The following is a 22524-nucleotide window of genomic DNA, read 5'->3' as shown; positions in this document are numbered from 1 at the left end:
ATCTCCCGTCAGCTGTCATAGGGATCGGCGGCATCGCGCAGGCCGTCGCCGAGGAAGTTGAAGGAGAGCACCGCGACCACGACAGCGCCGGCGGGCCAGATCAAAAGCCAGGGCGCCGTGGAGATGGTGCGGATGTTCTGCGCATCCTGCAGCAGCACGCCCCAGGAGACGACCGGTGGCTTCAGCCCGACGCCAAGGAATGAGAGCGCGGTTTCCGCGACGATCATGGTCGGAAGCGCCAGGGTAATGACGGCGAGGATATGACTCGTCAGCGACGGCAGGATGTGGCGGAAGATGATGCGGCGCTCGTTCGAGCCGTCGAGCCCGGCGGCGGTGACGAAGTCATCGCCCCTGAGCGCAAAGAAGCGTCCGCGCACCTCGCGGGCGAGCGAGGTCCAGCCAAGCAGCGACACGATCAGCGTGATCAGGAAGTAGACCTTCAACGGCGCAAGCGAGACGGGAATGGCGGCTGCAAGACCGAGCCAGAGCGGAATGGTCGGCATCGCCGAGATGATCTCGATGATGCGCTGGATCGTGAGATCCACCCAGCCGCCGTAATAGCCGGAGAGCGCACCCATGATCACGCCAAGCATAAGGCTAATCGTCACGCCGATCAGGCCGATCGACATCGAAACCCGTGTTCCGTAGATCACTCGACTGAAGAGATCACGGCCGAGCTTGTCGGCACCGAGCAGGTAAAACGGGTCGTTCGCCTTCAGCGGGCCGACCAGATGAAGATCGGAAGGGAACAGCCCCCACATCTTGTATTCCGGCCCACGCACGAAAAAGCCGATCGGCACCACCTTGGTGTCGTCGACGACAAAGGAGCGGCGCAGCGATGCTTGGTCAACAGTGATGCTGTAACCCTTCACATGCGGCAGGAACTGACTTTCACCGTTCTCGCCCTTGACGAAGAAGGAGACCGTCTGCGGCGGCGCATAGCCATATTGCGGCCGGGCTGCTTGCGCCAGGTTCGGAGCGAGAAATTCCGCGAAAATGCCGATCAGATAGAGGCACAGGATGACAACCCCGGCAAAGATCGCGAGCTTGTCCTTGGCGAATTTGTGCCAGATCAGCGTCCACTGACCGGCCGCCGCATCGGCCTCGCTCGTGACGCCCTTCTTCAAGGGCGTGATCGCGGGACGGTCGAGCCCATCGTCATGCGTCGGCTGGTGAAGCGCGGTTTCCTGAAAGATGTTGTCGCTCATTGGTCAAACCTTATCCGGGGATCAAGCATGGCGAGCAGCAGGTCAGAAACCAGCATCCCTATCAGGGTGAGGACGCCCATCAGAAGGATGAAGGAACCGGCAAGATACATATCCTGCGAGATCAGCGCCCTGAGAAGCAGCGGTCCGGCCGTCGGCAGGTTCAAAACGATGGCGGTGATGGTGACACCCGAGATCAGGTTCGGCAGCACCCAGCCAATCGCCGAGACGAAGGGGTTGAGGGCGATCCGCACCGGATATTTGATCAGCGCCTTCATCGGATGCAGGCCCTTGGCGCGGGCTGTCACGTAATAGGGCTTGTTCAGCTCATCCGTCAGGTTGGCGCGGAGGATGCGGATCAGCGAGGCGGTGCCCGCCGTGCCGATGACGATCACCGGGATCCACAGATGCGCCAGAAGATCGGTGAATTTGCCCCATGACCATTCCACATGCGCATATTCAGGCGAAAACAGCCCCCCGACGCTCTGCCCCATCACCTTGTAGGAGAAATACATCAGCGTCAGCGCCAGGATGAAATTCGGGATCGCAAGGCCGAGAAAGCCGAAGAAGGTGAAAACATGGTCGCCGAGCGAATGACGCTTCACGGCCGAATAGATGCCGATCGGCAGTGACACCGCCCAGACGAACAGCAGCGAGGCGACCGAGACAGCGAGCGTAGAACCCATCCGCTCCCAGATCAGCTCGCTGACCGGCCGCTGCCACTCAAAGGACTGGCCGAAATCGCCATGCAGCAGGATGCCGGAGATCCATTTGAAATACTGGACATAGGCGGGATCATCGAAGCCGTAAATCGCCCGCAGCCGGGCAACTTCCGCAGGATCGACCGCCTGCCCGCTGTCGCTCATCGAGGCGATCAGCGAGGTCACGTAGTCGCCCGGCGGCAACTGGATGATGATGAATGCGATCACCGAGATGCCGAAGAGCGTCGGCACCATGTAAATGATCCGCATGATGATATATCTGAGCATCAGCGTCCTCCCACCGCGCTAGCAGAATTTTTGCCGGCGTTTACCACCGGCTCTCCTTGTCTGCACCCGCATCATGCCCAGCGCAGCTCGACGGTTTCCAGAATTTCGATCGTCGGAACATCGATCTCCACACGGCCATCCGCTATCCGGAACGCGATATCCTGGCCGGCGATCAGCAGTTTCGCTCCGGCGACCGACCGGCCCTCGGGCACCGCGACCGAGACGGTGTGACGAGCGACCGGATAGACAGACCGCGTCGGCCCCTTGAACATCATCGGATTGGTGAGGTTGAAGAGCAGTACCGCAAAGCTTTTCTCGCTTTCGCGCACCGCGATGTCGAGCACGGAATGGCCGTTGACCTCGACCCTTGAGCGGGCGCCGAGCGCGAAGCGGACCGCGTTCTCGATCAGGCGCTGGTGGTCGGCGGTCAGCACGTCCCAGAAGATGCTGCCGATATTCCACGGAATGTAGACGGTACGCCCGCCAGCTTCGGTCACACGGGTGACGACGGCGGCACCCCGCGGATCCTCGCGCGGATAGACCTCCTCCATCGGCAGGTCCGGAAAGTCCGGGATGGCGATAAACGGGATCTCGGTTCCAGCAAGGGGTTCGACAGCGGCAAGCCTGGTGCCGCCGATGATCCGTTCCGCGCCGCCGTAGCCGGCATTCACCGGATGATCGCCGGAGAGCGCGATATAGGTGTTCTTTACCGGTCCGCGCGAGAGTTCGGTGCGTTTCACACCGAAGACGTCGCCAAGCGCGAATTCCGTTCGCACCTTGCCGGTCTCGTCGCGCATCGCCGTTTCATGAGCGGCGATCAGGCTGCCGCCGCGAGCGGCATAGTCCCTCAGCAACGCGCACTGGGCATCGGAAAGATTGCTGGCATTGGCAAGGATGACAAGCTTGAAACGATCGAGGCTTGTCGCCATCATCGCCTCGTCGGAGAGGAATTCGAACGGCAGCTTCGCCTCGATCAGCGCGTGGTAAAACCCGAACTCATCGCCCTCAGCAGTGCGGCGCTCGTCGCGGGCCCAGTTTTTCAGGGTCGTGGTCGGATCGATGATCGCGATCTCCGCCGTCGGCGCCGTCTCATCCAGCATGGCCTCGAGCCTCACATGCTTTTCGAAACCGTCGGCGACCGGCGCGATCCAGCGCTCGTCCGGCACCACGCCGTTGAACTTGGTGAACCAGGGCAGCATACCATGGGTGACGCCGTTCGCGATCCAGCTCTCGATCTCGGGACCGGTGGTGACAGAATCCTTCCAGCGATGCTGCTCCTCCGGGCCGATCGAGGTGATCAGCACCACCGGGCGGTCCCGGAAGGTGGCCCGCATCCGCTTGGCGTTGCGCCCGGCCATCCAGACCGGCTCCAGACCGCGCCGGCCCTGATGGTCGACGACCAGGAAGGGGCAATGCTTCTCGATCAAGCCGATATCGAATTCCATCAGCGATTCACCCCCCATATTGGGGATGAAGCTCGCATGCGGGCGGATTGCCTTGACGTCATTGTCCCAGTTGATGACCATCCGGGTCAGCGCATCGCGGCGCCAGCCGGACCAGGCCCGCCAGGCTGGGTCGGCCACGTCATTGGTCATCGGCAGGTTTAGGCCGGTGGCCGCCTTGAAGCGGGACTTGCAGCTTTCGCAATAGCAAACCCCGTGGCCCTGCCAGCGATTGGCGAAGATCGCATCGATATCGTAGTTGCGGGTAATCTCCTTGACGACCTCAGGCATGAAGACATTGTTGTAGTCGCCATAGGCGCACGTGACCCACAGCTCCGGCATCGCCCAGTGGCGCCGCGGATGACCGTCCTTGTCGACAGCGATCCATTCCGGATGGGCGTCGGCGGCCTCCTGATGGATGGCGTGCGGGTCGACGCGGGCCATGACATGCATGCCGAGTTCGCGTGCGCCTTCGACAAGACGGCCGAACGGATCGCTGTTGCCGATGAAGGTGCTGACGTAATGCAGCGGAACCTTCGACGGGTAGAAGCAGATATAGCCACCGGCTGAGAGGCAGACGGCGTTCGAACGCGTACGCTTGAACACGTCGATCCAGAAATCGGGGTCGAACTTAACCGGGTCATTCTCGACAAGGGTCAACTGGGTCCAGCGCGTCGCCGTCTTGTACCATTCAGGGGTTCTGAGGTTCGCAGCGGCTTTCGGGTCGATGTAGTTCATGGTCGAGGTTCCGTTGAAAAAGCGGGGCCGTTACCGGCCCACGATATGCGGGCCGGCAGCGGTCAATCGGGAGAGGCAGTCTTTGGCAGGCGTCAGCTCTTGAAGAACTGTTCCGGGGCCGATGGACCAGGTGTCGGCCAGCCGAAGGAGTTCGGCATCACCGGCATAGTATTGACCATGTCATTTTTCACGACCCCGTAGCCATCCGGCGGCAGGCTGACGCCGAAGACCAGGAACTGTTCGGCGGCGTTATTGAGGATCTCGAGCATGATTTCCTGCTGTTTTGCCTGATCACCCGTCGCGAGCAGTTTCTTGTAGAGGTCCTGCTGTGCCTTCACATCGGCCGGCGGTTCGATCGCCGCGTCATTATCAGGCGCGGTGAAATGCAACGCCCAGCCCTGAGCATAGAGCGCGTTCGAGTTGAACGGCACGAAGTAGCGCGGATCGAGCATCGCAGCGACACCGCTATTGGCGCCGAACTGGTGTGCGGTCGCATCGAATTCGCGACCGTTGCGGACGCGGGTTTCCCACAACGAGCGGTCCATGGTCCGGATCTGCGCATCGATGCCGACTTCCTTAAAGTTCGGGATTGCGAGCTGGAACATATCGAGGAAGGTAGTGCGTACCTGGTCGATTTCGAAGATGATGGTGACCCGCCGGCCGGACTTGTCCAGGCGGTAGCCTTCACTGTCCTTGTCGGGCACGATGCCATCGAGAACCGCGTTGGCCTTTTCCGGATCATACTCGGTGTATTGCTTGGAGAGCCTTTCGACATAGAGCGGATCGCCCTCGACGATCGATGGCTGCGCCGGAGCGCCCTGGCCGACGAACACCGCATCGATCATCGCCTGACGGTCGATGGCATGCGACAGACCGACACGGAAGTCACGGTTGTTGTAGAGTTCGTTCTTGACCGGATCGGTGTGGTTGAGGTTGAGTTGGAACACCATCACGTTCGCGGCGGTTTCCTTCAGCGTGTAGAAATGGAAATTGCCGCTCTCCTGAGCATCAAAGAGCACCGGCTTGTTGGCAGGCGTGCAGATATACTGGTCCATCATGTCGACCTCGCCCTGCAGCGTCTTCAGAAGAAGCACCTCGGGATCGCCGACCATCTGGTAGTTGATGCCGTCGAAATAGGGAAGCTGCGTGCCTTCTGTATCGACCTTCCAGTAATAGGGGTTGCGCACCGCGACCGCGCGCTCGGTGTCTTCGCCCGGTGCGATGGTGAACATCCAGGCGTTCAGCGTCGGACGTTTGGAGTTCTGAAAGTAAACATTGTCTTCCTGCAGGCCGCATTCACGCTGGAATAATGCGATCCAGCTATCATAGCCACGATCCTTGGCGAGCTGGTTCGCATCCGGATTATATTTGATGTGGAACTGTTTGAGATAATGTTTCGGCGCGCGCGTGATCTGGTCCTGATTGGCCCAGGCGAGCTGCTGGGCAAAAAAACCGTTTGGCTCGGCGAACTTGACCTTGAACACCTGCGCGTCGACGACTTCGAGTTCGGCAGGCTTTCCGCCGGCGAACCAGAAGGTCTGGCCCGTGGTGGTGAGGTCCGTGGAACTGAAGATATCCTCATACCAGAACTGCACGTCCTCTGTGGTATAGGGATGGCCGTCCGACCACTTCATGCCCTTGCGCAGCGTGAAAGTGTAGACCGTGGAGTCGTCGTTGACCTCGAATTTCTCCGCGACATTGGGCGTTACGCCCGACCAGTCGGGGGTGAAGCGCACGGTCGGCTCGTAGCTCTGGTAGCGGAACAGCATGGAAAGCGAGCCGCCGCCCACCAGCGCATGGTTCCAGGTGCCGCCCTGCTTGCCTGCGCGGTCGCGCGGCGTCAGCACGAGCGGATTTTCCGGCAGTCTGCCTGAAAGCGGCGGCAGATCCGCGCCGTTCGATGCCGTTGCGTTTTGAGCCCAGGCGGGAAGCGCCAGAGAGCCGGCAAGCGCCGTCCCTGCCGCCAGAAAATGTCTGCGACTTAAATTCATGATCTCCTCCTCCTTCGATGGATTTTTTGTTATCCAATTCGAATAACATGAAGGTTGCATAAATTAGTTTGTTATGTAAAGCGTTATGATAATTTTCTGAAAATTGGTTGGCGTCTTGCGCATCCACCCGCTAGTGCTTCATTCAGAAAGAGCCATTGGGAAGATAACGTGATGCATCGGAGTGAAGTTTGGCGCGCATAACAATTCAGAAGATCGCCAATGAAGTCGGCCTCTCGAAATATGCCGTTTCCCGTGCGCTGGCGGGCAAGAGCGGGGTCAGTGAGGCGACGCGTGACAGGGTCAACGAAGCCGCCGTCAGGCTTGGCTACCGCAAGCCGCGGCAGGCCGTTCGGCTTCTGGGCGTTGTCTTTGACGACAGCGATTATGCCAATAGCGAGCTTCACATGCAGATCCAGAACGGCATTCAGAGCGATGCCCAGAGGCTCGGCTTCGGCTTGCGCATGCGTGCCACCCGGCAGCCCGCTGAGATCGAGGCGATCGCCGAAGAGTGCGACGGCCTTCTGATCGTCGGCGCACAGAGCGAAGAGGGCATTCGCCGCGCCTATGCGCAAGGCAAGCCGGTAGTGAGAAGCGGGTGGCTGGAGCCGCTGGAGCAGGTGGACCAGGTCGGCGGCACCGACCATGAGGCCGGCTCGGCTGTCGCCCGGTTCCTGCTCGACCTCGGCCACCGCAACATCGTCTATGTGCACGGCGACCCCCGCTTTCGCGGGCGGATGGAACGTCTCTACGGTCTGCGGGAAGTCTGCGAGCAGCGCGGGGACGTGACACTCCATGATCTCGTTCTAGATAATGGCAGCGAACTCGCTGGTGCGATCGACCGGCTCGAACGGCAGGACGCCGGCATCACGGCCTTCTTCTGTGCCCATGACGGGCTCGCCCTGACCGTTATTTCGGAGCTTCTGCGGCGCGGCTACAAGATACCGGGAGATTGTTCCGTCGTCGGTTTCGGAGACTATTATGCGGCGCAGCAGATTTCGCCATCGATGACCACTATCCGGGTTCCCGGTATCAATATCGGCAGGGTGGCCGCCTGGCTCCTCGATCAGCGGATCAGCAACCCTGCTTTTCCCGCATGCCCGATGCGGCTCCACGTGCCATGCCAGATCATTGAGCGTGGCTCTTCGGGCCCGGCTCCGAATGAGCATTTGTCTGTCGACTGAAACGCCTTCCATCATCTCCGCTATGGACTTGAGGAAGATGCATATGCCCACGCAACATCCCCTCTCCAGTCTCTTTGGTTTGCCGAACTTGTCGATGGCTCGGTAATAGTAGACCCACTTGCCTTTGACCTTGATGTAAGTATCATCCAGCCGTCAGGAAACGGCTGTCGGGCGCTACCTAGCCTGGGCGTTTGCCGCAATCAACGGGGCATATTTCAAGACCCACCGGTTCAGGCTCGCATGGTCGACTTCGACACCTCGTTCCGCCATGATCTCCTCCAAATCGCGATACGAAACCGCATGTAATTCGGCGCGGCACCAGGACCCCACACGCTTTAAATCTTTCAAAGACTTAACGTGCCGATCGGCGTCGAACCCCTATGCCGATTTTCACAGATATAATTCCACCGTGCCTATCCCCAGGCCCGCCTGCAATCGTCGCAGAAGGTAATCGGTGAGCGGATTTCACTCCGCCCGAAGCGGAACAATCCCGCTGCTCTTAGGCTTGCGAGGTGTGGGCCGTGCTGTCGTGCTCGGGCGTATCGCCGATCTCGGTCATCTTCCGATCCAGCTTCTCCACCATGATCCTAAAAATGTCCGCGTATTCCGGGTCACCGGCCCGATTGTGCAACTCGAACGGGTCGGCCTCACAGTCGAACAGTTCCCATTCGGGCGGCTCGTCGCCCGATGTAGCACCGATCTGGTCGAGCGGGTCGTTGTACCAGTAGATCAGCTTATAGCGCTCGGTGCGGATGCCGTAATGGGCGAAGGCATTGTGGATGACATCCTTATGCATCCAGTAGCGATGATAAGCGACATCCTGCCACTCTTCGCGCGCCCTGCCCTCAAACACCGGCCGCATGCTTGTTCCCTGCATGTAGCTGGGAACCGATACGTCGGCATAATCGAGAAAGGTCGGGGCAAAATCCACATTCATGGCGATTTTCCCGGACATGTCACCCGGGTTGATTCCGTCCGGGTAGCGCACCAGAAACGGCATCTGCAGTGATTCCTCATACATGAACCGCTTGTCGAACCAGCCATGCTCGCCGAGAAAAAAGCCCTGATCGGAGGTATAGATAACGATGGTGTTATCGGCCAGCCCTTCCTCGTCGAGATAGTCGAGCAGGCGACCGACATTGTCGTCGATCGACTGAACCGTTCTCAGATAGCGCTTCATGTAGCGCTGATACTTGAATTCGGCGAGCTGCTGCGGATCGGAGAAGGTGAATTGTTCGCCGGTCTTCACATCAATAAGCGTCAGGCTTTCACCGTCCTTCAGTTCGGGCACCTTGCGGACATGAACATTGGGATGATTGAACATCAGTTCACCAACCTCCGAGCCGCCTTCGGGCTGAACGAGCCCGAGATCCTCATAGGTCATGTCCGAGCGTACCCGCATCTTCGCTTCCTTCGCGGCAGCGGCGCGGTTGGCGTAGTCATCGGTGAAGCTGTCGGGCAGCGGCAGGTCCTCCTCGAACATGGTTTCATGTTTATGGTCGCAGACGAAATGCCGGTGCGGCGCCTTGTGATGGCACATCAGAAAGAACGGCCGCTCCCCGTCGCGGGTCTTGATGAAATCGATACTCATGTCAGTGGTGATATCGGTGACGTAGCCCGGATGTACCTTCGGGCCATCGCGATCAATGAAGATCGGATCGTAATAGACCCCCTGCCCCGGGATCACCGCCCATTGATCGAAACCGGTCGGCTCATGCGCCTTGCCCTCACCGAGATGCCACTTGCCGAAAATAGCCGTCTGGTAGCCGGAATGCCGGAGATGCTTTGCGACGTTGGGCAGGCGGTTGTCGATATGGGTATCGAGCGTCGTCACCAGGTTCACATGGTTATAGGTGCCGGTCATAATCGCTGCACGACTCGGCGTGCAGATCGAATTCGTGACATAGCAGCGGTCGAGCCGCATGCCCTCATTGGCCAGCCGGTCGAGATTGGGGGTATTGTTGAGCCCGCCGCCATAGGCTGAAATCGCACGTGCGGCATGGTCGTCGGACATGATGAAGATGATGTTGGGTCGCATCGGTTAGCCCCTGTTGATGTCAGCTTTGGTCCACAGCGAGCGAAATACCGGAAAGGGAGCGGCCTTCGCCGTCGAAGAAATGAGTACGCCCCGACAGCACGACACCGGTCAAAACACCCATCTGCGTGTTGGTGCCGCCGGGAACCCGCACCACCAGTTCCTGTCCCCATTCGGTGGTGACATAGACGAACTCGCTGTCGCCAAGGCGCTCCACCACACTGACCGTCCCGGCAAAATGCCCCTCGTCCGGTTCACTCAGGGTCATCTGATCGGCCCGAAGCCCCAGAACAGCGGTCTGTGCCGCGGCATCACCTGAAAGAGCGACGGTGCTTGCATCTTTGAACCGGAATGTCAGCCCTTCTCCACCTTCAAGATCGAGGAAGTTCATCTTCGGCGATCCGATGAAACCGGCCACGAAAAGATTGGCCGGGTTTTCGTAGAGCTCCATCGGCTCACCAATCTGTTCGACCCTGCCCTTGCGCAGCACCACGATCTTGTCGGCCAGCGTCATCGCCTCGACCTGGTCATGAGTCACATAGATCATGGTGGAGCCGGCCAGTTTCTGATGCAGCTTGGCAAGCTCCAGACGGGTCGCGACCCTGAGCTCGGCATCAAGGTTCGACAGCGGCTCGTCGAACAGAAAGACCTGCGGATGTCGAACGATTGCCCGGCCGATCGCCACGCGCTGACGCTGACCACCGGAAAGCTGCTTCGGCTTGCGGTCTAGCAACTCCTCGATCTGCAATATTTTCGCCGCCTCGCTGACGCGTTTGGCCACTTCGGCTTTCGGGGTGCCGTTCATCCTGAGACCGAAGCCCATGTTCTGGTCGACCGTCATATGCGGATAAAGCGCGTAGGTCTGAAACACCATGGCCACGCCCCGGTTGGACGGATCGACATCGTTGACGCGCTGCCCGTGGATCTTGAGGTCGCCGCCGGTAATCTCCTCAAGCCCGGCAATCATCCTCAAAAGCGTGGACTTGCCGCAGCCGGACGGACCGACGAAGACGACGAACTCGCCCTTGTCGATTTCGATATCGACGCCATGGACGACTTCGAGACCGCCATAGGATTTCTTGATGTCTTTGAGACTGACGCCAGTCATGCCTGGTCTCTCCAAAATAGCTGCACACTCATCCCTTCACCGCCCCGGCAAGGCCGTCGATGAAATAGCGCTGCAGGAACAAAAACAGGATCACCACCGGAAGAATGGAGATAGTGGAAGCGGCGGTCATGCCGCCCCAGTCGATGAAATTCTCACCGCGAAAAGCGTAAACACCGACTGAAAGCGTGCGGATCGATGGATTGGCGAGCGTGACGACCAGAGGCAGCAGGAAATCGTTCCAGGCGTAGAGCGTCTGCATCACCACGACCGTCACCACGATCGGCCGGGCAAGCGGCAGCATCACAAACCAGAATGTCTTGATGAAGCTGACGCCATCCATCTTGGCCGCTTCTTCGAGCTCGTTCGGTATCTGACTGAAGTAACCGGCGAACAGCAGGACGAAGATCACGAACGATCCACCGCAGGTGGCCAGCATCACGCCCCAGAGCGACTGCCCAAGTCCCATCCGCGTCAAAAGGTCGAAGACCGGGATGATAGTGTAGCCCTGCGGCACGAAGATCGTAAACGCGATCAGGGCGAAGATCAGCCCGCGACCCACAAACCGCCTGCGGCCCAGCACATAACCCATCATCGACGAAGCAATGGTGACCAGAATGACCGACCCCACCGTCACGAACACGGTGTTGAAGAAATAGGAACCGATATTGGCCTCTTTCCAGGCCCGGACATAATTTTCGAAACTCGGGCGTTCTGGGATCAGCCCTTCATTAGCAAAGATGGCGGCATTGTCCTTGAGCGAAGCCGAAACCATCCACAACAACGGATAGATCCAGACCGCGCAGACGGCTGCCAGTACAACGGAGATCAGCACGCGCCGCATACGCGGCGACAGCACCGGCGGACGGATTGAGACACTGGCATCATGCGGCATTGGGCTTCTCCCTGTTGCGCAGATGACGGACCGCGAGCACTTGAAGAATGGTCAGCGACATGATCGCCAGCCCGAAGAAGACACCGGCGGCGCTGGCATAACCCAGACGTGGTATGGCGCCTGCGGTGGCGAAAGCGTAGCGGAAGATATAGACCTCCATCACTTCCGAGGCGAAGTAAGGTCCACCCTGGGTCATCGACATAATCAGCGGAAACACGTTCAGAGCGCTGATGGCCGAAATCAATGCGATAACGATGGCAAAGGGCATGATCATTGGCATGATGACATAAAGCGTGACCTGCCAGCCTTTCACGCCATCGAGCTTGCAGGCCTCATAAAGTTCGGCAGGAACCGTCTGCAACGCGGCCAGCCAGTAGACCATGGTGACGCCGACCCATTTCCAGACATAGATCGCCGCCAGCGTCGATAAAACGAGGTCCGGATCACCGAGAAAATCCAGCGGCCGCGACAGCAGACCGGAATCCAGAATGGCCATGTTGATCGGACCATTGAAGGGCGACAGCATGATCGTCATCACAATGCCGATAACGGCAACCGGCGTCACCACCGGCAAGAAGATCATCGTGCGGAACAGCGCCGAAAGCTTCAAAAGCTTGTTGTTGAGAATGATCGCGATGATCAGTGAAATAAACATCTGCGCGGGCACAGTGCTGAGCGTAAACAGGAACGATCGGCCAAATGCATTCCAGAAGAACGGGTCCTGAAGCAGTTCCATGTAATTCGCAAGCCCGACGAATTGGGCGTTGGAATCAAAACCGGACCAGTTCAGAAGCGAGAAATATTCCGCGGCAAAAATCGGATAAAGGATGAAGGCACCGAAAATGAGCATGCCGGGAACAAGGAACAGATAGTCGACGCGACTATTCCAGATCCTGGCGCCCAAACGACGCGTCAGACAGGCTGGCACGGTTAAATCGGACATTGGACACTCTTCTTGAAAAAGCGAGCCCGCTGATGACAGCGGGCCCTTTCTGGCTGTCTATAGTCTCAAAGAGCCTCGTAGTCCGAAGCCACATAGTCTTTCGACGGGTCCCAGTTGGGAAAGACAAGATCGTCACGGCTGACATTTGCACCGTTGTCCTTCGCCGTCTTGAACGCGGCATCAAGCGCCTTGTTGGTAGCCGACACCAGCTTGGTCAGTTCCCCCTTGATATCGGTGGTCTGGCCGGTGAACAGTCCCTGAATGGTCTGCGGCGCGTTCGGGGTCGGCTCCTGATAGACGCTGGCGACGGATGCAAGCTCCGGGTTGCGCGCAAACGGGTTCGGCGAAATACGGATGGTTCTCTCGAACATCTGCAACGCCTTTTTCGAACGGTCGGACATGGTCGATTGTTCGACAGCCTTCGGAAAGATCGGCGGATCGGACGAGCCAACGACATTGCCCCATGCGATCTGACCTTCTTCCGTGCCGAGATAGTGGAAAACGTCTGCGGCAATGGAAGCGTTTTTGGATTTCGAATTGATGAACATGGTGTTCGAAGCCGACGCGAGCGAACCGACGATGGTGTAGCCGCCCTGGCCGGGTGTCGGCGCGATACCGAAATCGAAATTCGGGTTCTCGCGCTCCCATTGGGGAATGTTCCAGGGTCCCTGAAGGATCATGCCGGCAGCGCCCTGCGGCATCATCGCGCGCGCCTGCGGTGCATTAATGCTCATCACGCCGGGAAAGATCGAACCATCCGCCTTCAGCGCCAGCAGAAGCTCGACAGCACCAACGACCTCGTCGGCATCGAAGACGAACTCGCCGGTGCGAAAATCAATGCCATTGCCGATTGATCTGTCGCCACAAGCAAGACCGTTGGTTTGGGCCAGGGTCCGGCAGGCATCCCACCAGCGATTGACCTGGTTACCACCGATGATGAAGCCGAAGGCCCGGCCGGCATTCATTTCGGTGACCTTCATGGCTGCAGCGCGGAAGTCGTCCCATGTCAGGGGCGTGGCTTCCGGGTCATAACCGGCATCGTTCATGTATGTCCGGTTATAGAGCGTAAAGGCAGAACTGACACGTGCCGACGTATAAGGCAGGCCATAGGTCTTGCCATTGAAGACATTCAGTCCTTCAAGAAACGCACCTGCAGGGAAACCCTGTTTCCAGGTCTCGATATCGGGGATCAAGTCATCATAGGCCTGCACCCAACCCTCCTTGACGGCATAGGCTGGCGGCATGTTGAGCGGCAGGTTGAAAACGTCCTGTGCGGTATTGTTGCGGATGCCGAGCGGCAACACCTGGTTAATCTCGTTCCAGGGTAACCCGTCATAAACCACTTCAATGTCGCGCGCCTTGGCGTATTCAGGAAAGAACGCCTTGTAGAAGGTCGCCTTCTGATCGCCGCTGTCGAGCCAGCGAAACGGGCCATCGGCATTGATTGGGCCGATGGGAGCTGGAATATCGAACTCTTGCGCGAAAGCCCGCCCGGCGCCGGTCAGCGCCAGCGCGCCGAGCGCCGCACTGCCAGCCAGGAACTGGCGGCGTTTCATCGATGTCATTTGCGTCATAGTCTCCTCCCTTGGCGCGACCTGACCGGTTTTCCGATCAGGACAGACCCGGCAACATTAATCTACCATTTTCCGTTCACGAACGCTTACACACCTCAGGCGAAAACAGTCCGCAGAAAACGCCTGACGCCAACCGCAAATCTCCTCCTGAAGGTGGCGTCGGTAAACCATTTGATGACGGTTGCGGACTGATGAATATCAATTGAAGTTATCAAAAACAAATGCCATTCTTTGCTGCAGTGATAATGGAATTTGATAGCTATGTTGGACAGAATGAGCCTGCTTTTCAGGTTCCGCACCATTGCCGAGGCCGGCAGTATGCGAAAGGCATCGGAAGTGCTGAACGTAACCCAGCCGGCACTTTCACGCTCGCTTGCACAGCTTGAGGATTTCTACGATGCGAAATTGCTCGAGCGCCACGCCCGCGGCGTCAGACCGACGCCTTTCGGCGCGAAACTTCTTTCGACGATATCGCGGCTTGCCCGCGACTGGGAACTCGCCGAAGCTGAGCTGGCAGGCAACGACCCGGCTGCCGAAGGTCGGCTGCGCATTCATGCCGGACCGCTGTGGTTCTCCGTCGTACTGCCGACAGTAACCTCGAGACTGCATGAGCAATTTCCCAATCTGTCGCTTGAAATGGCACCCAGCGTGGCCGGATCATCCCAGGCCCTGATCGACGCCCTGATCGATGTCTCGTTTGGCGGGCTTTATGCAGAGAGCGAGCATCCAAATCTGGAGGCGCGTGCATTCTCAAAGATCTGCGACCGTCTCGTGGCACGCGCCGACCACCCGATCCAGCAGTGCCGCGTCGATGAGTATGAAGCGGTGCACCGCTACCCATGGATCATCTATTCCGCCGACCCGATCTATGAGGCCGAGACGCTGCATGCCGTGATGGAGCGCACTGGAAGACTGCCGCAGATCAGAGTGCGCTCAAGTTCACTTCTGGCCATTTTCCGATTGCTCCAAGATGGCGACTATCTCTGCATCTTGCCGGATGCCGCAGCGCTCGGAATTCCGGGCCGCCCGATTATGACAGTACCGCTGGAGCTTGGCAGACGGAATTCCGATACCGGCGCGGTCTACCGCAAGGCCATCAGCCATTATCCACCGCTTCAGGCCTTGATGCAGCTATGCGCAGACTATTTCGAGGCAATAGACCAGCGCAGCATTTAGACCTCATCACGCGCCGGCAATTCGGGGCATGCGGATGGGTTCGGATTTCATGAAGCCCTGGATCATCGCCTGCAGCATATCGACCTTCAGACCCTGCGCCGCCGGTTGGTCCCAGAGATTGTTGATTTCGCCGGGGTCTTCCTCCAGGTCGAACAACTCCCCGAAACGCCCCTCCCGGTAAACTGTGATCTTGTAGCGCTGACCGACATAGGTATCGACATGCGGCATCACCGGATTGTGGCGGTTCTCGCACAGAATGAAATCGCGGGCCTCCGGCCCGCCCTGCCAATTTAGCCATTGCGATACGCCTTGCATTTCACCCGGCAAGGCGATGCCTGCAGCTTCCAGAAAGGTCGGCGCCAGATCGACGAGGCTCTGCATATCATCACTGACCGCACCTGCAGCGACCCGGCCCGGCATTCGGACGATCATCGGCAAGCGCAGCATGTCCTCATAGTGGAACGGCCCCTTTGCAATGAGACCGTGCTGGCCGAGGAAATGGCCGTGATCTGTGGTGAATACCACCAGCGTGTTGTCCGTCAGGCCCATTTCATCGAGCGCGTCGAGAAGGCGTCCGATCTCAAAATCCAGAAAGCTCATCATTCCGAAATAGGTGGCCTTATCCCTCTTCAGGTCTTCCTCCGGATAGAGATGACTTTCGCAGCCATGCGCCTGATAGGGCTTGTGCCAGTCTGCGAAATCAGGATTTTCTTGCTGCGTCTTTCCAAAATGCGGCGGGTTATGGTCGTGCTCGCCGGGCGTGATCCGATCGATTTCCATGTCTTCGGGATCATACATCGAAGCCCATGGCTCGCTGACGGTATAAGGCGGATGCGGGTCATGAAAGCTCGCCCAAAGGAAAAACGGCTTTTCACTTTTTTTATGATCCTCGAGATAGGCAATACTGCGCTCCGATGTCCAGGTCGTGTAGTGCATATCTGCGGGAAGCGCCCATGATCGGTCGATCCGTGTGTAACTGCCCTTGTCGCCGACGCGCGGCGCCTTCATCGCGTTTTCACCGGGCACCGGCTGGAAATAATCCCGCCAATCGACAAGCCCCTTGTCCTCCATCCAGATCGCGTAATGCTGTCCCGCATGGCTTTCATCGGCGTGATTGCGGGCAAGTTCCAGATGCTCGAACCCGTACCAAGTTTTATTGAACCCCCGCCAGAAATCCAGATCGCGAAGAACCGGCTGGCACTCGAGAGATTCAGAGCCAGGCTTGCTTGCCAGCGGTTGAAAATGCGCTTTGCCGATCAGTGCGGTACTGTAGCCTGCAGCAATCAGATGATCCCCGACAGTCGGGACATCCTCCGGCAGCTTCACACCGATTGTCCAAGCCCCGTGGTGCGATGGATACTGCCCGGTGATGATGCTTGCCCGCGACGGCGTGCAGACCGGCGACGGACAATAGGCGCGGTCAAACCGCGTTCCCTGCATGCACAATCGGTCAAGATTGGGAGTCTTGAGTTTCGCATCGCGCACCCCGAGCGCATCGTAGTGTTGCTGATCGGTGGTGATCAGCACAATATTCGGCCTGCTCATAAGCCCCTCCCGTCCAGACGCCGCACCATAGCGAAAAGAAGCGCGAGGAGCTTTCAAAAGATACAGCCGCTCCATACAACAATTTTATCGCTCGCAGGCCGAGCCAGCAAAGGCGGTCTGCAAGAAGCCCGCCCTCTTTCTCTCCTGAAGCCCTCAGCGCGTCAGATCAGTACAGGCTGCAAAGCGAAGCTGGCTGGTGTCTCAAAACGCGGCAACAGCTATCTTCGCAAGCTCTTTATCCATGGAGCCCGAACGTGAAGTGGCTCGGTTTGTTTGAACGGGCTGATGCTCTTTCTTAAGTGGTTTCCGGCGTCGTTATGCTGCCGCTGATATGGCGGGTAGCGCGTTGAAGTAAGCCTGATCGGGTGTCTTGCGGCCAAGCGATGAATGCGGACGGCGGCTGTTGTAAAAGGTCAGATATCGCCCGATGCCGGCTCGGGCTTCGGCGCCCGTCTTGTAGGCGTGAAGATAGATCTCTTCATACTTGATGGATCGCCACAGCCACTCGACGAAGACATTGTTGTAATTCGGAGCGGCACCAGGACCCCACACGCTTTAAATCTTTCAAAGACTTAACGTGCCGATCGGCGTCGAACCCCTATGCCGATTTTCACGCCGTCAGGGCCACGCTGACGAACAGGACGACATTGAGCCTGGAATTTATGTTCACGGGCGTTCCGACGTTCCTCTGGGGCTTTGGTCGTTAGTTATTATGCTCCGAGGCAACTTGACACCCTAAACGTTTAGCATTATCAATATAACCACACTAAACGTTTAGGAGGCAAGTCAGCGTTTAGTGTGATTGGAGGAACTCATGCGCAGAAAGACGATGCGAGACGTCAGCGTCGCCACGGGACTTTCGACCTATACCGTCTCACGCGCCCTTTCGGGAGCGGACGGCGTTTCGGCCGAATCCCGCGCCCATGTCCTCAAGGTTGCCCGCGAGATCGGCTATATTCCCAATCGCGCGGCGCAGGAACTGCGACGCGCGAACCGCGATTCCATCGCCGTCATCACCGCCAGCACATCCAACTCCTACTATCTGGACCTGATGGAGGGCATCCACCACGAGCTCAGATCCACAGGACGCGCCGTCATCGTCGGCGATATCGCGATTGACGGCGCTTACAGCGCCGAACTTGAAGATCAACTCGTCCGGCGCCTGATCGAATCGCGCACGGCGGGTGTGATCGCCACCCTGACGCTAACGCCTGAAAACCTGAAGCTCCTTGACCAGTGGGACGTGCCGGTCGTCTTCGTTGACTCCGATCCGCCTGAAGACGCCAGGCACTATCCAAGCGTCACAACAGACAACTACGCGGCCAGCCTTACAGTCGGCCATCACATCGCTTCTCATGGTTACGGCAACTGGCTCCTGCTGATGTATCCGGGGAAATGGTCCACCCGATTTGAACGCGAGCGCGGCATCCGCGAAGCCGCCGCGAAACACTCGGCTGACTTGACCGTCGTAGAATGTGAAAACAATGATCTGGCTGCCCAGAAGGCATTGACACTTCATCTCGAAGGAGCGGCTCGTCTGCCCGATGTGCTGATCGCCGGAAATAATCCGCTTCTGCTCGGCGCACTCAGGTATTGCCGCGCGAAAGAGATCGGAATTCCCGATAATATGGCTGTCGTCAGCTTTGATGATTTCGCTTGGGCGCCGCTGATGGACCCGCCGCTGACCGTTCTGGACGAGGACAGCAAATCCATCGGCAGCCGCGCTGCCGCAACGCTGACGGCCATCATCGAGCAGCAGATCGAAAGCGAGAAGCGCAACCAGTCTACGAAACCGGATTACAAACCCGAATACAGACAGCAGATGCCGGCACGACTTGTCGTGCGGCGTTCATGCGGCTGCGCTTCTGCAACATAAGGAGAAAAGCGAGGAAACCGACCGGAGGCCGGCCGATTTCCATGCCTCGAAAGGCAGCAAACCAATCCGCCGGACAATTCTCCACCTGCGTGCTCGAACACGCCGGAAGGGAAGCGTTTTGCCGGAAGCATCGCCAAAAGCGATGTTGATCAGTCGTTTAATGCAATCCGGAGCGATTTTTTTACCGAACAGCTCCGCACTACCAAGGGAGGTATAGTATGAAAACGAAAACCTACACAAGGTCGGGAAGCCTGTTGGCCGTCTCGGCGCTGGCTGCACTCATGGCCTTTTCCCCAGCCAACGCGCAAGACCGGCAACTGCCTGACAAGATCGAGAAGATCGGGCTGATGGTTCAGGACATGTCCAACCCCTTCTTCTCCGCCATGGAGAAAGGCGCGAAGGACGCCGCCGACCGGCTCGGCGCATCGCTCAACACTCAGGATGCACAGCTGGACCTGTCTCGGCAGTACACACAGATCGACGCCTTCATCCAGCAGGGTGTCGACCTCATTGTCATTTCCTCCGTGGATGAAGCAGGGATCGAACCTGCAATCGAACAGGCCAAGGCCTCGGGCATCATCGTCATGGCCGTGGATACGCCAGCCCATGGCGCCGATGCAGTGATCATGACCGACGCTGTACAGGCGGGCGAGAAATCCTGCCAGTACCTGTTCGAGCAGATGGGTGGTAAGGGCAAGGTCCTTCTCGTCGACGGCACGCCGATCCAGACAATCATCGACCGGATCGACGGCTGCAACAATGTCCTCAAGGATTTCCCCGGCATTGAAGTCGTGGGGCACCAGTCCTCGATGAACGACAGGGCCTCGGGCCTTGCAGTCACCACGGACATGCTGACGGCCAACCCTGACGTAAACGGCATTTTCGGCATGAACGACCCCTCCGCGCTCGGCGCGGTTCTGGCCGTCGAACAGGCTGGCCTTGCCGATCAAGTGGTCGTGACCGGTGTTGATGGCAGCCCCGAAGGCGTCGACGAACTGAAGCGCGAAGGCTCGCCCTTCATCGGAACGGCAACGCAGAACCCGGCACAGATGGTCCGCGAAGCCGTGCGGATTGCCGAGGACATGATTGCCGGCAATCCCCCGGAAGAAACGACCATTCTCATCCCGAGCGTTCTGGTGACGCGCGACACGGTCGACGAATATCCCGGCTGGTAAGGGCCGGTCTACCCAGTCGGCATGAAATACAGGTGCACAGAGCGTCAAGGCGCTCTGTGCATTGGGAAAGGAGCGCCTCATGGCAGGCCCAACTGATGACCCTGAACCGCTTTTGAAACTGGAATCGATCAGCAAGCGCTACGGCGCAACGCTGGCACTCGACAACGCCAGTTTCGATCTTCGTGCAGGAGAGGTTCACGCCCTTATGGGCGAAAACGGCGCCGGCAAATCCACACTGATGAAGGTTCTGGCCGGCAACATCACCCGCGACAGCGGGCGCATCCTGATGGATGGCAAGGAAATCGAAATCCGCTCGGCACGCGATGCACGCGCCCACGGCATTGCGATCATTCACCAGGAACTGAATACCGTTCCGCAGATGACGGTTGCCGAAAATCTCAGCCTCGGTCAGGAACCGGTCACAGGACTGAGAATGCTGGATCGTCGCGCAATGCTGGATTCGGCACGCGAGAAACTCGCCACGACCGGCTCCGACATCGATCCCCGCAAGCCACTTGGCTCGCTCAGCGTCGGACGACAGCAGATGGTCGAGATCGCCCGCGCCATCGGTGAAAATGCGCGCGTTCTGGTGCTCGACGAGCCGACGGCCGCACTTTCACGCGCAGAGGCGGAACAGCTCTATACGCTGATCGCGAAGATGCGGGCAGAGGGCGTCGGCCTCGTCTATATCTCGCACCGCATGGAAGAGGTCTGGCGTCTGGCCGATCGCGTCACGGTATTCCGCGACGGCTGTTTCGTCGGCACCAACCGGATGAAGGACACATCCCCGCAAGAGGTCGTCCGCATGATGGTCGGCCGGTCCGTCGGGCATCTCTACGAACACCCCGACCGCAATCCAGGCAAATCCGTCCTCAGCGTTCGCGATCTTTCCGGCGACGGCGTCGAAGGGCCCATCAGTTTCGATGTGCACGCGGGCGAGGTGGTCGCCATGGCCGGCCTTGTGGGCGCCGGCCGTACCGAGGTCGCCCGCTTGATCTTCGGCGCCGGCCGCCGCACGAACGGCACGGTGTTCGTCAACGGACGGGCGTCCGAGCCCGCCGACCCAAGCGACGCGATTGCAGACGGCATCGGCATGCTTCCCGAGGACCGCAAGATACAGGGACTGTTCCTCGACCACACGGTCGCGGCGAATATCTCGATCAGCTCATTGCTGCAGTTCGTGCGCGCCGGCGTCTTGCGTGAGAAGCTGGAGCGGGAAGCGGTCGAACAGGAAATGAAGCGCCTTAATCTGAGGAGCAATGCCATCCGCTTGCCCGTCAAAGCGCTTTCAGGCGGAAACCAGCAGAAGGCGGCGGTTGCCCGCTGGCTCCTGCGCGACAGCGACGTGCTCATCATGGACGAGCCGACGCGCGGCGTCGACATCGGCGCCAAGCGCGAAATCTACGAGATGATCCAGGAGCTTGCCGAGGCGGGCAAGGCGATACTGGTGATTTCCTCCGATCTGCCGGAGGCCATCGGCATCAGCGATCGCGTCCTGGTCATGCGGCACGGGCGTATCGTTCATGAAATGTCGTCGGCATGCGCAACCGAACAGGACGTCATGTTCCACGCGACCGGAACGGCAGCGCAAGACGCGCCGGCCGGCGAAGAGGTGTTACAATGAACCAGAAAGATGAAACCGTTCGCCGGCAGCCGCTGCAAATGGAAAAGGAACCGTTTGATTTCGCCCGCTGGTGGGACCGTGTCGGTATTCTGATCGTATTGCTGGCGCTGGTCGCCTTCATGTCGATCTTTGCGCCGAACTTCGCGCGCGTTGACAACCTTTTCAACATCGCGCGCTCGATTTCGGTCAACGCCATTCTGGCAGCCGGGATGACCTTTGTCATCCTGACGAAGGGCATTGACCTATCCGTCGGCTCGACAGTCGCCGTTTCCGGCGTCGTCGCCGTGCTGGCGGCTATCGCAGGCGTGCCCGCCCCGATCGCCATTCTCTCCGGCATGCTGGTCGGCGCCGCCTGCGGTATCGTCAATGGCGCGCTGGTCGCCTATATGGGTCTTGCGCCCTTCATCGTGACGCTCGGCCTGATGACCTTCCTGCGCGGGTTGGCCTATACCATGACCGAGGGGCAGCCGATCGTCTCGAGCAGCCTCAATTTCAAGGCGTTCGGCAGCGGCTATATCGCGGATGTGCCGATCCCCGTCATCACCATGATAGTCGTCTATATCATTGCCTGGTTCGTTCTCGAACGCACACGGTTCGGACGGCATATCTATGCCGTGGGTGGCAATGAAGAGGCGGCGGAATTGGCCGGCGTGCGCGTCAAGCGGATCCTGACGGCGGTCTATGTCATTGCCGGCCTTTGCGCGGGCCTTGCCGGCGTCATTTTCGCCGCTCGGGTGATTTCTGCGCAGCCAACGGCGGGCACCGGTTACGAGCTTGATGCAATCGCGGCGGTCGTTCTTGGCGGCACCAGCCTTTCGGGTGGCCGTGGCCGGATCATCGGCACGCTGATCGGCGCCGTCATTCTGGGTGTTCTGAGCACCGGCCTGATCCTGATGGATGTTCCCTTCTTCACCCAGCTTCTGATCAAGGGCGTGGTCATCATCTTCGCCGTTGCCATCGACAGCCTGAAACAGCGCACATTCAACTTCGGCTTCCTGTCGCGCAAACAAACGCCGCAGCGGAACTAGCA

At 58.9% G+C, this 22524-nt stretch carries 16 protein-coding genes and 2 pseudogenes; 6 read left to right on the top strand and 12 right to left on the bottom strand.

The window, feature by feature from the left end:
• Window positions 1-8 precede the first annotated feature (8 nt).
• The 4 genes from AC0L7L_RS00220 to AC0L7L_RS00205 all read right to left on the bottom strand — a co-directional run bounded on the left by AC0L7L_RS00220 (window position 9) and on the right by AC0L7L_RS00205 (window position 6368).
• Complete coding sequence (locus AC0L7L_RS00220) at window positions 9-1208, bottom strand: ABC transporter permease (protein WP_473511107.1); 1200 nt, start codon at window positions 1206-1208, stop codon at window positions 9-11.
• Window positions 1205-2194, bottom strand: coding sequence for an ABC transporter permease (locus AC0L7L_RS00215; protein ID WP_473511105.1), 990 nt, complete (start codon window positions 2192-2194; stop codon window positions 1205-1207). Before AC0L7L_RS00215 ends, AC0L7L_RS00220 begins: the two co-directional genes overlap by 4 nt.
• A gap of 71 nt (window positions 2195-2265) precedes the next feature.
• Complete coding sequence (locus tag AC0L7L_RS00210; RefSeq protein WP_473511103.1) at window positions 2266-4374, bottom strand: family 10 glycosylhydrolase; 2109 nt, start codon at window positions 4372-4374, stop codon at window positions 2266-2268.
• 92 nt (window positions 4375-4466) lie between these two features.
• Window positions 4467-6368: an ABC transporter substrate-binding protein gene (locus tag AC0L7L_RS00205; RefSeq protein ID WP_473513695.1), complete on the bottom strand. Its 1902-nt coding sequence runs from the start codon at window positions 6366-6368 to the stop codon at window positions 4467-4469.
• A gap of 185 nt (window positions 6369-6553) precedes the next feature.
• Here AC0L7L_RS00205 and AC0L7L_RS00200 point away from each other — a divergent pair, with 185 nt between their 5' ends.
• Window positions 6554-7546 (top strand): LacI family DNA-binding transcriptional regulator, encoded by a 993-nt coding sequence (locus AC0L7L_RS00200; protein ID WP_473511101.1) that lies wholly within the window; start codon window positions 6554-6556, stop codon window positions 7544-7546.
• Window positions 7547-7624: 78 nt separating this feature from the next.
• Here the strand turns inward: AC0L7L_RS00200 and AC0L7L_RS00195 are convergent.
• From AC0L7L_RS00195 to AC0L7L_RS00170, 6 genes and pseudogenes are all read right to left on the bottom strand, one after another.
• Window positions 7625-7849 (bottom strand): annotated as a pseudogene (locus tag AC0L7L_RS00195) (DDE-type integrase/transposase/recombinase); the annotation flags it as partial.
• 196 nt (window positions 7850-8045) lie between these two features.
• The gene (locus tag AC0L7L_RS00190) at window positions 8046-9584 is read right to left on the bottom strand and encodes a sulfatase family protein (protein ID WP_473511099.1); all 1539 of its coding nucleotides are present in this window, start codon (window positions 9582-9584) and stop codon (window positions 8046-8048) included.
• A gap of 19 nt (window positions 9585-9603) precedes the next feature.
• Complete coding sequence (locus AC0L7L_RS00185; protein WP_473511097.1) at window positions 9604-10689, bottom strand: ABC transporter ATP-binding protein; 1086 nt, start codon at window positions 10687-10689, stop codon at window positions 9604-9606.
• A 28-nt stretch (window positions 10690-10717) separates the two neighbouring features.
• On the bottom strand, window positions 10718-11581 hold the full coding sequence (locus tag AC0L7L_RS00180; protein ID WP_272209617.1) for a carbohydrate ABC transporter permease: 864 nt from the start codon (window positions 11579-11581) through the stop codon (window positions 10718-10720).
• Window positions 11571-12524: a carbohydrate ABC transporter permease gene (locus AC0L7L_RS00175; protein WP_272209616.1), complete on the bottom strand. Its 954-nt coding sequence runs from the start codon at window positions 12522-12524 to the stop codon at window positions 11571-11573. The genes AC0L7L_RS00180 and AC0L7L_RS00175 overlap by 11 nt, the downstream gene beginning before the upstream one ends.
• Window positions 12525-12589: 65 nt before the next feature.
• Window positions 12590-14098: an ABC transporter substrate-binding protein gene (locus AC0L7L_RS00170; RefSeq protein ID WP_473511094.1), complete on the bottom strand. Its 1509-nt coding sequence runs from the start codon at window positions 14096-14098 to the stop codon at window positions 12590-12592.
• Between the two features lie 273 nt (window positions 14099-14371).
• Between AC0L7L_RS00170 and AC0L7L_RS00165 the strand changes: the two genes are divergently transcribed.
• Window positions 14372-15274 (top strand): LysR family transcriptional regulator, encoded by a 903-nt coding sequence (locus tag AC0L7L_RS00165; protein WP_473511092.1) that lies wholly within the window; start codon window positions 14372-14374, stop codon window positions 15272-15274.
• Between the two features lie 6 nt (window positions 15275-15280).
• On the opposite strand, the gene AC0L7L_RS00160 is transcribed toward AC0L7L_RS00165, so the two are convergent.
• Both AC0L7L_RS00160 and AC0L7L_RS00155 read right to left on the bottom strand, forming a co-directional pair.
• Window positions 15281-16819, bottom strand: a complete 1539-nt coding sequence (locus tag AC0L7L_RS00160) for a sulfatase-like hydrolase/transferase (protein WP_473511090.1) — start codon at window positions 16817-16819, stop codon at window positions 15281-15283.
• A gap of 315 nt (window positions 16820-17134) precedes the next feature.
• Window positions 17135-17341 (bottom strand): annotated as a pseudogene (locus AC0L7L_RS00155) (integrase core domain-containing protein); the annotation flags it as partial.
• A 292-nt stretch (window positions 17342-17633) separates the two neighbouring features.
• Between AC0L7L_RS00155 and AC0L7L_RS00150 the strand changes: the two are divergent.
• From AC0L7L_RS00150 to AC0L7L_RS00135, 4 genes are all read left to right on the top strand, one after another.
• On the top strand, window positions 17634-18695 hold the full coding sequence (locus AC0L7L_RS00150; protein WP_272209611.1) for a LacI family DNA-binding transcriptional regulator: 1062 nt from the start codon (window positions 17634-17636) through the stop codon (window positions 18693-18695).
• A 218-nt stretch (window positions 18696-18913) separates the two neighbouring features.
• On the top strand, window positions 18914-19870 hold the full coding sequence (locus tag AC0L7L_RS00145; RefSeq protein WP_473511088.1) for an ABC transporter substrate-binding protein: 957 nt from the start codon (window positions 18914-18916) through the stop codon (window positions 19868-19870).
• A 79-nt stretch (window positions 19871-19949) separates the two neighbouring features.
• Complete coding sequence (locus tag AC0L7L_RS00140) at window positions 19950-21494, top strand: sugar ABC transporter ATP-binding protein (protein ID WP_272209609.1); 1545 nt, start codon at window positions 19950-19952, stop codon at window positions 21492-21494.
• Window positions 21491-22522, top strand: coding sequence for an ABC transporter permease subunit (locus AC0L7L_RS00135; protein ID WP_473511085.1), 1032 nt, complete (start codon window positions 21491-21493; stop codon window positions 22520-22522). Before AC0L7L_RS00140 ends, AC0L7L_RS00135 begins: the two co-directional genes overlap by 4 nt.
• Window positions 22523-22524 lie beyond the last annotated feature (2 nt).

The sequence above is a fragment of the Martelella sp. K41-7 genome (genome assembly GCF_055808365.1).
Note: the sequence above shows the minus strand (reverse complement) of the source record. Positions and strands in the feature narration are given on the sequence as shown.